This is a genomic window from Polaribacter sp. 20A6, from assembly GCF_011378915.1.
In the GTDB taxonomy this organism is placed as follows: domain Bacteria; phylum Bacteroidota; class Bacteroidia; order Flavobacteriales; family Flavobacteriaceae; genus Polaribacter; species Polaribacter sejongensis.
Window position 1 is genome coordinate 295,266 of record NZ_WTPZ01000003.1, and the last position, 11,940, is coordinate 307,205.

Sequence of the window (11,940 nt, forward strand, 5' to 3'; positions counted from 1 at the left end):
CGAATTTATCATCAATCATTTTGATATTTATTTGTATTGTCTATCAAATCCATTACGTTAAGATTGTTTCCTTATACAATTTCTATAGGATTAATTGGACCTTCTTCGGGTTCTTTTTATGGTGTTAAAACTCCTCTTAGATAAATTGCAGAACACAAACCACAACTAATACAGCTATAATGTATAATGTTTACTCCTTTTTGTTGTGGATAAGCTTTTGCATCAATTCCTAGCTTACAATGCGTAGAACAGTTTTTATAAGAAATATATTGTCGTCCATTTGTGGCAAGTATCAATGGTATCGTTTAGGTGATAGATAGAGTTTTATGACCAAGTCTATAATAAAATTGAGTGTTTGGTTCGTTTAATTTATAAAGCCACAAAAATTATTTTGTGGCTTTATTTTTATTATAAAAAAATGAATTTTTACATTCAGTAATATGTGTTTCGTTTTCTTACGAACTTAAAGAAATGCTTTTCAGGATATCTTTAAATAGCTTTAAAATAAGTCGTAAAGTTTACTATTATTTTTTATTCATCAAATCCATTAAGTCAACATCATTTCCTAATAAAATTTCTGTAGGATTAATTCTACCTTCTTCTGGTCCGTTTTCTAATTTTAAAACTCCTCTTGGGCAAACTGCAGAACAGATACCACAACCAACACAACTAGAACGTACAATGTTTTCTCCTTTTTGTGCATAAGCTCTTACATCAATTCCTTGCTCACAATACGTAGAACAGTTTCCACAAGAAATACATTGTCCACCATTTGTGGTAATTCTAAATCTTGATTTAAAACGTTGTACAAAACCTAAATACGCAGCCAACGGACAACCAAAACGACACCAAACTCTATTCCCAAAAATAGGGTAGAAACCTGTACCGATAACTCCCGCAAAAATAGCACCTATTAAAAAGCCATAAATATCTTGAATGGTTTGTGTTTTAATACCTAAAACTTGACTTTCTTGCGTAAAGAAAGTGTACAAAGCAAAACCGGTCATTACTAAAACAAAAATTAATACAGTATGAATTACAATACGTTCTACTCTCCAAGAAAGTAAGGTTTTACTAGAGTTTTGTCTGTAAGGATCTCCTAAAGTTTCAGCTAAACCACCGCAACCACAAACCCAAGAACAGTACCATCTTTTTCCGAAGAAATAAACCATTACAGGTACAACTACAATAGTTAAAACAACTCCCCAAACTAATATGAATAAACCAAAACCACCGCTAGCAAGTAGTTCTTCTAGATTCCATCTAAAGAAAAAGTCGTAATCTAAAGGGAACGCGTTTTTAAAATCGTACCAAGGTTTTTCGAAACGAACTAAAATTTCTGGAATTAAAAATGCAAATACAATTTGAAAGAATAAAACAGAAGTAGTTCTTAATATTTGATATTTATTATGACGGTATTTTATATACATTCTCACTGCCATAACTGTCATAACAACACAGTATAAATATCCATACAAAAACCATTGTCCAGCAGGGTTACCGCTAAGAGATTTACTAATTGGATCGACTAAATACACCCAGTTTACAATAAAATCTGGATAAAAATAAAGCAGAATATAAAAAGTTACTAAAAATACAAAAGTAAACCAACCAATCCAACCACGGTTGGTTACTGCGCTTAAGAAAATTCCATCGTTTTTAATTCCTGGTTTACCTAGTAGAATTACATCTGGTATTATAAACATAAGTGCACCAATAATACCTAAACCAAAGGTTAAAAACCATGCCCATCCTGTATTGTCTGCAGCAAAACCTTTACCAGATTTTTTTGCCAGTTCAAAACTGACACTATGTGGTTTTCCTGAGATTTTATATTGAAATTGTTTTCCTTTTGCGTCCCAATTTTTCTCTGAATCATATTTAGCAATTAATGCATCGTAATGATTATTAGAGGTTTCGTAAGCATTAATTACACGGCTAGAGAATTGAAAAATATTTAAGTTTTCTTGTGTTACAATTGCCTTTGATAATTCTTCTTTTATAATTTCACTTTTATAGCCTTTTTCTTTTATAAAAGTATCTAATTCGGCTTGTTTTAAGTTAAAAGAACCTGTGAAAACTGTAGCTATAAAGAAGGTTAATCCTGCTAAGAAAATTATTAAACCTGATTGTTTTATGAGTTTCAAAATAATTATGGGGTATTATGAGTTAAAATTGGATTTCTTTAAACGTCTTTCTTTAATTAAGAGAAAAAATACGTTTCCAACTTTTCTTTTTTGGTTGAATATTGGTGTTGTTTTCTGTATTGAATTTTGCTAAAATTTCAGCTTCATGTAATTTAAAGAATTCTGGATCAAAATTAGCATCGGCTAAATATTCTAATACATGTTCTATAGATTGGTTTTCGGTTAACCATTTGTCAAAAATTTCATGGCGCATTCTTATTCCAAAAGTATTTATCCCTAAAAAGGTATTGGTGTTTTTATCAAAAGAAATGGTAATACATTTATGGTCTGTTGGATGTTGCCATTGAAAATAAGTTTCATTTTCTTGTCTACTTCTTTCACTAAAAACCCAACCATACGTTTGGTATTCAATGTCTAAAAATTTAGCAGAATTAAACCAATGACCAGGTTTATAAGCTGTTTTGTTACCGCAAATGGTTTGCGCCAAAGCTTCTCCCATCATTCTACCTGTGTACCAAACAGCTTCAATATTTCTACGTTGGCCAATTGCTTCGTGTTGTTCTGCACAATCACCAATTGCAAAAATATCTTTTATGTTGGTTTCTAAAAATCGGTTTACTTTTACACCTCTACCTAACTCTATTCCAGATTCTTTTAAGAAATCTATATTTGGTGTAACACCAGCTGTTAAACCAACTACATTACAAGGAATTTCTTCTCCTGTTTCTTGAATAATAATTGATTTTACACGTCCGTTTTCATCAGATTTAATTTCTTTTAAGTTGGTACTTAAACGTAAGTCTATATGATGATCTTTTATATGATTGTTGATCATTTCAGATTCTTGAGCAGGTAAAACTCCGTTCCAGAAACTATCTTCTCTTACTAAAAAAGTAACTGGAATTTTTCTACTTCTTAGCATTTCTGCTAATTCAATACCAATCAATCCACCACCAACAATTACTGCTCTGTTACAAGCTTTATTATCGGGAGCATATTTTTCTAATTTTTCTAGATCTTGTTTATGATACATACCCAATGTACCTTCTAGATCTTGACCCGGCCATCCAAATTTATTGGGTTTAGATCCTGTTGCAATAATCAGTTGGTCAAAAGAAAGAGTAGAAGCATCGCTAAACTCCAATTCTTTTTTGTCTGTATGTACTTTACTTACTAATCCTTCTTTTAACTCGATTCTATTTTTTTTCCAAAACCAATTTTCATAAGGTTGGGTGTGTTCAAACTTCATGTGTCCCATGTAAACATACATAAGGGCGGTTCTAGAAAAGAAATATTTAGTTTCTGCGGAAACGATTGTTATTTTATGATCAGAATTTTTTCTGATATGTCTCGCAGTGGTAACTCCAGAAATTCCGTTACCGATTATTACAATATGTTTCATAGGGCGATTGATTCTTGAGGGTTAAGTCGAAGCTAAAGTTAAGAACTTAATTGTATAGATTAATTTAGAATGGATTTAAATAAAGGAATCGGTATTTGTTGAATGCAATATGAAAGTTATTAAGGAGAATATTTTAGTTTTTAAATAGTTATCTTATGGATGAAAGTATTTATTAATTGTGGTTAGTATTACTTGTTTTTAGATACTTAACTAAAAGATTAGCATAATTCCTGAAATGGATAAAAGAACTAATAATGATTTTTTAAACACGTTTTCATTAATTTTTGTAAAAGTTCGTTTACCTAAAAATTGTGCAAAAAGAAAAAAAGGAAATACTAATACTGCCATCTTTAAATGGCTGAAATTTAAAATTCCACTTACTGCCAAAGCAGGAACACGTGTTAAAGAAACAATACCAGAAATTCCTATCATGGTTGCTCTAAATACTTTCATGTTTTTTGCGGAATTTTCGATGCAAATAGCATGCAACGGACCTCCAGAAGAAAAAACACCGGAAAAAAATCCAGCCATAACACCAAAGCTAATAATGCCGCCGTTGTTTAAAATGACCTTTTTTTTACTAAATAATACATATCCTACATAAAATAAGATGAAAATTCCAAGTGCTTTTTTTAGTACAATTGGGTTGGAGAAAGTGAGTACTAAAATACCTGTTAGAATTCCTATGATTGATGCGGTTGCAAGTTTTAAAATTATTTTTTTATCAATATTTTTATATTCTTTTCTAATTAAAAATATGCTAGAAAATAGATAGAAGATGGAGATATACGCAATGGCATCTGGCAATTTTATCGCAAATAATAAAATAGGTAATGCCATTAAAGATCCAGCAAAACCAATTACTGTTTGTACGTAAAATCCTACAAAAATTCCAATTGTTAAGATTAATAGGACGGTTATATTCATCAGGAAATAGTTATTTATTTACTGTAAAATTATTTAATTGAGGTTCAAAACTAAAATGGATTAATTTGTTTAAACGCCATATATGTAGTTTAAAAATGTATTTTTGAGTGAATTAAACTTGAATCAATGGTTAGTGAGATAGATAAGGAAATAATCGAAATATTAAAAAAGAATGCGAGGGCTTCATTTGCAGAAATAGGAAGAAAAATTGCACTTTCACCATCCTCTGTAAGAGAAAGGGTTCAGAAATTAGAAGATTTAGGAGTTATAAAAGCATATAATATAAAATTAAACCACGCTATGTTAGGTAGTGGCTTAGAGGTATTTGTAATGTTAAAAATATTTGATGGTAAGCTTAATTATATTTTATCAGAAATTACTACGTACCCAGAAGTACAAGAGGTTTTTAGAATAACGGGGCCTTATAATATTCATATGCGTGTAGCGCTTCGAGATCAATTACATTTGCAAGAGTTTATAGACGAGCTTATTAAATATGGTAGTCCGTGTACGTATCTTATACTTTCTGAACTTAAAAAAGAAGAAGTTTTGTAGTTGGTAAAATAATATGAATTAATGATTTTGATTGTTTTCTAAAGAAATATTTAAGATCCTCCACATATGCCAATTATTAAACAAAAATTAGAAAGTAAATCAGTATGCGGAATATTTATGCTATTGGTACAAAGTTTTAACATTGGTTTAAGAGCATTGTTTTATTAAAAAGCTATTTTCGGGCGATATGAAAACCTATAAACTCCTTTTTTTATTGTTGATATTCATTCAGTTATCATGCAATAGTCAACAGAAAAAAATAAACGGATTAAGCTTTGTTGCTTCAAGAGATACAATAAATAAAACACATATAAATTCGGTCTTAGAAGCGAAAAGTAATTATGTTGCATTAATGCCATTTGGATTTATTAGAGACCTTTCTTTTCCTGAAGTTGGTTTTAATTCTAGCAGACAATGGTTTGGAGAAACTAGAGGAGGTTTATTGCAGTATGCAGAAGAATTTCAGAAAAAGAATGTAAAAATTATGGTGAAACCTCAAATTTGGGTTGGTCATGGTTTTTTTACAGGTGATATAAAAATGGATTCTGAAGAAAACTGGAAAGCATTAGAAGTTTCTTATTCAGATTTTATCTTAACTTATGCAAAAGCAGCACAAGAAATTAATGCAGACATATTTTGTGTTGGTACAGAATTAGAAAAGTTTGTAATGAACAGACCAGAATATTGGCATCAATTAATTAAAGAAATCAAAAAAGTTTACAAAGGAAAATTAACTTACGCTGCAAATTGGGATGAATATAAACGTGTTATGTTTTGGAATGAATTAGATTTTATTGGTGTAGATGCTTACTTTCCTTTAAGTGATAAAAAAACACCTTCTGTAGAAGAGTTAGAATTAAGTTGGCAGCCTCACAAAAAAGAAATTTTACAAGTTCAAGAGAAATTTAAGAAACCAATTTTATTTACAGAGTTCGGTTACCGAAGTGTAGATTATACCGGGAAAGAACCTTGGGATGCAAATAGGGTAGAAGGTAGTGTAAATTTGCAAGCTCAGGTAAATGGTTTACAGGCAATCCATAATCAGTTTTGGAAAGAAGAATGGTTTGCAGGTGGTTTTATCTGGAAGTGGTTTCATAAACACGATAAAGTTGGTGGAAGCAACGATAATAGATTTACACCACAAAATAAACCAGCAGAAGCAACAATTAGAAAATTATATCAAGAAAATTAGCATTCTAAAATATGACGAATGTCCTATGTATTTAGGTCATTAGCGCTTAAATTAGCATATTAACTAAAAACTACTACTACCATGAAAAAAATAATTGTACCCATAGACTTTTCTGTACATTCTGAGCATGCCTTAAAAACGGCAGCTTTGTTAGCCAAAAAATACAAAGCAACTGTTTACGCGTTGCACATGTTAGATTTACAAGAAATTTCTTTAACGGAGAGCGAAGATAATCAGCATGAAAAAGCAATTTTTTTCTTAAAATTAGCAGAAAAAAAGTTTAAAGATTTTCTGGTAAAAGATTTTTTAGAAGGTGTAAAACTTATTCCTGTTATAAAACAATTCAAAGTTTTTAGTGAGATAAATGATATTGCAAAAGAATTAAATGCAGATTTAATAATTATGGGATCTGAAGGAGCAAGTGGTCTAAAAGAATTTTTTGTAGGTTCTAATACAGAAAAAGTAGTACGATTTGCAAACTTGCCGGTTTTAGTTATAAAAAATGAAATGGTAAATGCCGATTTTTCAGACATTGTGGTAGCCACAGATTTTTCTGAAGAAAGTATACCTGGATTTCAAAGAATGTTAAAAACATTAGACTTTTTAAATGCTCAAAAACATATTTTATATGTGAATTTACCAAATGAAGAATTTAAAACAACTTCTGAAATGGAAAAAATGGCAAATAATTTTTTATTGAAAGCAGAAGGAGATGTTCATAGAATGATTAATGTAAACTATGTTTGCGATAGAACTATAGAAAAAGGGATCCTAAATTTTTCGAATGCATTAGGAGCAGATTTAATTTCTGTAATTACGCATGGTAGAAAAGGATTATCTCATATTTTTGCAGGAAGTATTGCCGAGGATATTGCAAATCATTCTACCTTGCCAATTATTACGATTAAAATTTAAAAAGATATGACTATTAAAAATTTTTTGAGAACAGTTTTTGTTTGCTTTTTTTTATTTTCTTGTACCGAAGATAACGATATTACTGTTCCAAGAAATTTACAGGAATATATAGATACTTCATCAAACACAGATTTAGGAGACGTTTTTGCATATGCAGCAAGTGCAAGTGGAGACACTAGTACAACGTACATATATACAGCACCAGAAGAAGGAGCTACAGATATTAGATATTACGAAGCAGATAGCTTAAGTGTAGATCAATTAGATTTTTCTAATTACAGAAGACAGAATCTAACTGCAACAAATGTTTATGAAGGAGAATTGAAGCGTTTTTCTAGGTCTGGTTCCGAAGAAAATTGGTGCATTGTTACATATATGTTAGATGGCGAATTACATAAATCGAACCCAATTCGTTTAAAAAATGCAACAAACCCAACAAGTTGGACGGATGAAGTTACTATAGAATATCCAACAACATTAACCCCAAAATTCACTTGGTCAGATTTTGGAGTGAGTGATAATGTAATTTATTTTGAAGCTATTTCTGAAGTAGACGATGAAACTTTTGTTTCCGGAACATATACTTTAGATAAAACATTTCAATATTATGACACGTCTAATGTAGAGAGTTCTTTAAACGGTTCTGTAACGCCAGATGATTTGGTAGAAGACACAGAGTATCTTTTTACAATGATGGCAATTAGTGATGATTATTGGGTAAATACTGTAATTCTAGAATCATTTGTTCCAAGAAACTTGGAAGAGTATGTGGCTTTAAATTCAACAAAAACTATTGAAAGTGCGCTAGCTTTTGCAGCAAGTAGCAGTGGTTCTCAGAGTCTTTCTTATATTTATTATGATTTCTTAACAGGTTCTTCTGCCATGAGATATTATGAAACAGACAATACGTTGGTTGATGAAAATGATTTTTCTAATTATAGAAGAAAAATGCTGACAGATGAAGCTGTTTATGGAGGTGAACTTAGAAGGTACAATAGAACAGATGATGCAGAAAGTTGGTGTATTGTTACCTACATTATTGATGAAACATTGCATATTTCTAATCCAGTAAAAATTAAAAATCAAACAAGGCCTACAGAATGGTTTACGGATCTTACCATAGATGCTTCGGAATCATTAATGCCGATATTTACTTGGACGGATGGTTCTTATGTAGAGAATGTTGAATATTTACAGATAATTACGGATGCTGATAGTGATTTTTTATCAGGTACTTTTACAGAGGATAAAATGTTTCAATATTATGATACTTCGAACGTTACTTCAAAAATAAATTTAGAGACACCAGAAGCCTTAATTTTAAATGAAGATTATAAAATAACTGTAATGGGTTTAAGTGATGATTTTTGGGTAAACCTGATGATTCAAGAAACTTTTACTGCAGAGTAGATTCTCTAGAAAATGTTTATAAACATTAATACTTTTGTTCGGTATTCATTAGTTTCCGATTAATCCTTTTTTTAATAAGTGGTTTTACGTATTTTATAAATGACACCCTGGTTTTTTGAAATAATTTTATTGAGAAAAGGCAAACTAATTTTAGCTTAAGTTCGGGGTGTTTGTAAAGTAGTAGAAACTAAGTCTTGGTTCTTGATTCTAAAAACGAAGTGGTCTTATGTCTTTTATCCGTTAATAATGTTTGGTAATCTAAATTTAATCTTACAATTCTTGTTCTCTTATAAAAATACTTAGTTTTGTCAAAAATAAATTTAGATGAGAACTTTTGCAATTGGAGATATTCATGGAGGATTAAAAGCATTAATTCAGGTTTTAAATAAGCTAGAATTAAAAGATGGAGATAGAATTATTTTCATGGGAGACTATGTAGATGGTTGGAGTGAATCTGCACAAGTTGTAGAACTTTTACTAGAGTTGTCTCAAAAATTCGACTGTGTTTTTATCAAAGGAAATCATGATGTTTGGTGTCAGAATTGGTTAAAAGATGCAAATGATGTAAATCCTATTTGGTTTTTACACGGAGGTAAAGAGACCATGGAAAGTTATGAAGGTTTCTCTGTTGAAGAAAAAAAACAGCACCTCACTTTTTTCGAGAACTTACCATTATATCATATAGATACAGAAAATAGATTGTTTTTACATGCTGGTTTTACTTCTTTACATGGTGTAGAAAAAGAGCAATTTAAAGAGCTCTTTTATTTAGATAGATCTTTGTGGGAGATGCTTTTAGCTTTAGATTCTAGAATCGAAAAAGACTCTTTATTTTATCCAAAAAGAATACAACACTATAAAGAAATTTATATTGGACATACGCCAACAACAAACTACAATGAACCAAACCCAATAAACATTGCAAATGTTTGGAATGTAGATACAGGTGCAGCTTTTAGAGGGAAAGTAACTGGTTTAAATATTGATACCAAAGAGTTTGTACAAAGTGATAGTTTACCAAGTTTGTACCCGAATGAAACAGGTAGAAATAAGTAATTAAATAGTTATAATTGTCATTCCGAATGAGGAACGAAGAGGAATCTCATAGTTCCAGTTCTTTTTTTTTAGAATGTGTTAATGTATTAAGTCATCTCAAAGAGGAACAACTTCGAAACCTACTATGTGGTATTACTATTTAGTGACAGAAATACACTGAATTTTCAACAAAAAAAAAGGTTTAAGAAACATTTATTTTCATGTTTCTTAAACCTTTTTTAATACTTAATATATAGTTTAATTATTTATCTTTCTTCGGATATACGATGGTCATTTCATCAATTAAATGAGTCGCTCCGGCATATTTATCAACAATAAATAATACATATCTAATATCTACCATAATATTTCTACAAATTTCAGGATCGTAGTTCATATCACTCATGGTTCCTTCCCAAACTCTATCAAAATTTAGACCGACTAAGTTTCCTTCAGCATCTATTGCAGGACTTCCAGAATTACCACCTGTTGTGTGATTTGTACCTAAAAAGCACACAGGAACTTTACCATTTTTATCTGCATATTGTCCGTAATTTTTAGTTTTGTGAAGTTCTCTCAACTTTTCTGGAACATCAAATTCATAATCTCCAGGAACATACTTTTCAATAACTCCATCTAAATAACTAACAGGATTATAGTAGACGGCATCTCTTGGAGCATAGCCTCTAACTTGTCCGTAAGTTACACGTAAAGTACTGTTTGCATCCGGAAAATAACGCGCATTTGGCAATGCTTCCATCAATGCTTTCATGTAGGTTTTTTGTAAAGCTACAATCGGTTCATTTTTTAGTTGATACTCTCTATTCAGATCCTTGTAAAAAGCTTCAATCATTGGTTTTGCATATTGATATGCAGCATCATTATTCAAGTTTTTAAGCACTTTTTTAGCTTTTCCATCAAACAATTGTAAAGCGGTATCTAAATTTGTGAAAGCTGTTTTTTCATAAATACTAGCATCAACGTTCTCGTTATAAAAAGGCATTACATTTTCGAATACTCCTTTATCTACATCTACATCATAATTTTTGTGAATACCTTTTAAAGTGCTTTCTATAGCAGCTTTTGCTTTGTCAAAAGACTTTGGATCTTTATTAATAGCTTGCTCAAACTGATATGCTCTAAAAGTCATGCTCATAAGCTCATTAGTTACCAAAAAGACTTCAATAAAGTTTCTTCTTTTAATGTTGATAGGAGCAAACTCTTTATATAAACGATCAAATTCAGGAAGGATATTTCCATATTTTTCCGTTAAGTTTTTTTCTGCCAAGGCTTTTGTAAATGTAGCTTCAAAAGCTTGTCTTTTTTCTACAGCGTTACTTTTCTGAATTCCTAAATTTTCTCCAATCCATTTCTTCCAAGAATTTGCAATTCCAGCTTGTTTAGAAGCATATTTAATACGAACCTCATCACTCTCTTTCATTTTTGCATCAATAACCTCTAATGCAGCTTCTCTAATGGCAATATTTGTTGGGTTGTACTCTTCAGTAATATGCTTAATTGCAGTAGCAGGTAAGTATTCATTTGTAGTTCCTGGAAAACCAAAAACTAAGGTAAAATCTCCTTCTTCTACACCGTCTAAAGAAATTGGTAAAAAGTGTTTTGGTGTATAAGGTACGTTGTCTTTACTGTATTTTGCAGGGCGATTATTTGCATCTGCATAAATTCTGAACATAGAAAAATCTCCAGTATGTCTCGGGAAAACCCAGTTGTCTGTGTCGCTACCAAATTTACCAATACTTGTTGGAGGCGCACCTACTAAACGAATATCATCAAAACGCTCTGTCACAAATAAAAAGAATTGATTTCCTTGAAAAAAGGATTTTATTTTAGTTTGTTGCCAAGCTTCTTTGGTAATTGTTTTTTGTAAAGCATTCCCATTTTTTGTAATGATAGATTGTTTCTCTCTTTCAGATAAAGTGTCATTTACACCTGCAAGAACGCTGTCTGTAACATCTTCTATACGTACAATAAACTCGATATATAAACCAGGATTTGGTAATTCTTGTTCTAAATTCATCGCCCAAAAACCATCTTTTAAATAATCATTTTCTAAGGTAGAATGAGATTGAATTTGACCAAATCCACAATGATGATTGGTTAAAATTAAACCTTTTGGAGAAATAATTTCACTAGTACAGCCTCCATTAAAATGCCCAATAGCATCTTTTAAGCTAGAATTGTTGACGTCGTAAATGTCTTTTGCAGTTAATTTACTTCCTAAAGAAGTCATTTCTTGTTCATTCATTCCTTCTAAAAGAGACGGAATCCACATACCACCTTGTTGTGCAGAAACTTGTACAAAAAGGAATAAAAATAGAATTTTAATATATTTCATA

At 30.8% G+C, this 11,940-nt stretch carries 10 protein-coding genes; 5 read left to right on the top strand and 5 right to left on the bottom strand.

All coding sequences use genetic code 11. The features are described from left to right. Window positions 1-116: 116 nt before the first annotated feature. From GQS57_RS08640 to GQS57_RS08655, 4 genes are all read right to left on the bottom strand, one after another. On the bottom strand, window positions 117-296 hold the full coding sequence (locus GQS57_RS08640; RefSeq protein ID WP_165732458.1) for a hypothetical protein: 180 nt from the start codon (window positions 294-296) through the stop codon (window positions 117-119). A 228-nt stretch (window positions 297-524) separates the two neighbouring features. Then, the gene (locus GQS57_RS08645; protein ID WP_165732460.1) at window positions 525-2,147 is read right to left on the bottom strand and encodes a 4Fe-4S binding protein; all 1,623 of its coding nucleotides are present in this window, start codon (window positions 2,145-2,147) and stop codon (window positions 525-527) included. A 52-nt stretch (window positions 2,148-2,199) separates the two neighbouring features. After that, entirely contained in the window at window positions 2,200-3,549 is a 1,350-nt protein-coding gene (locus GQS57_RS08650; protein WP_165732461.1) for an NAD(P)/FAD-dependent oxidoreductase, read from the bottom strand. 210 nt (window positions 3,550-3,759) lie between these two features. Next, window positions 3,760-4,476: a sulfite exporter TauE/SafE family protein gene (locus GQS57_RS08655; protein WP_165732463.1), complete on the bottom strand. Its 717-nt coding sequence runs from the start codon at window positions 4,474-4,476 to the stop codon at window positions 3,760-3,762. 126 nt (window positions 4,477-4,602) lie between these two features. Between GQS57_RS08655 and GQS57_RS08660 the strand changes: the two genes are divergently transcribed. From GQS57_RS08660 to GQS57_RS08680, 5 genes are all read left to right on the top strand, one after another. Further along, complete coding sequence (locus GQS57_RS08660; protein ID WP_165732465.1) at window positions 4,603-5,031, top strand: Lrp/AsnC family transcriptional regulator; 429 nt, start codon at window positions 4,603-4,605, stop codon at window positions 5,029-5,031. Between the two features lie 187 nt (window positions 5,032-5,218). Continuing rightward, the gene (locus GQS57_RS08665; protein ID WP_165732466.1) at window positions 5,219-6,223 is read left to right on the top strand and encodes a glycoside hydrolase; all 1,005 of its coding nucleotides are present in this window, start codon (window positions 5,219-5,221) and stop codon (window positions 6,221-6,223) included. Between the two features lie 81 nt (window positions 6,224-6,304). Further along, on the top strand, window positions 6,305-7,138 hold the full coding sequence (locus GQS57_RS08670) for a universal stress protein (RefSeq protein ID WP_165732467.1): 834 nt from the start codon (window positions 6,305-6,307) through the stop codon (window positions 7,136-7,138). Window positions 7,139-7,144: 6 nt separating this feature from the next. Next, window positions 7,145-8,548, top strand: coding sequence for a hypothetical protein (locus GQS57_RS08675; protein ID WP_165732468.1), 1,404 nt, complete (start codon window positions 7,145-7,147; stop codon window positions 8,546-8,548). 324 nt (window positions 8,549-8,872) lie between these two features. Next, window positions 8,873-9,604 (top strand): metallophosphoesterase family protein, encoded by a 732-nt coding sequence (locus GQS57_RS08680; protein WP_165732469.1) that lies wholly within the window; start codon window positions 8,873-8,875, stop codon window positions 9,602-9,604. Window positions 9,605-9,845: 241 nt separating this feature from the next. Here the strand turns inward: GQS57_RS08680 and GQS57_RS08685 are convergent, their stop codons facing one another. Further along, on the bottom strand, window positions 9,846-11,939 hold the full coding sequence (locus GQS57_RS08685) for a S46 family peptidase (RefSeq protein ID WP_165732470.1): 2,094 nt from the start codon (window positions 11,937-11,939) through the stop codon (window positions 9,846-9,848). Window position 11,940 lies beyond the last annotated feature (1 nt).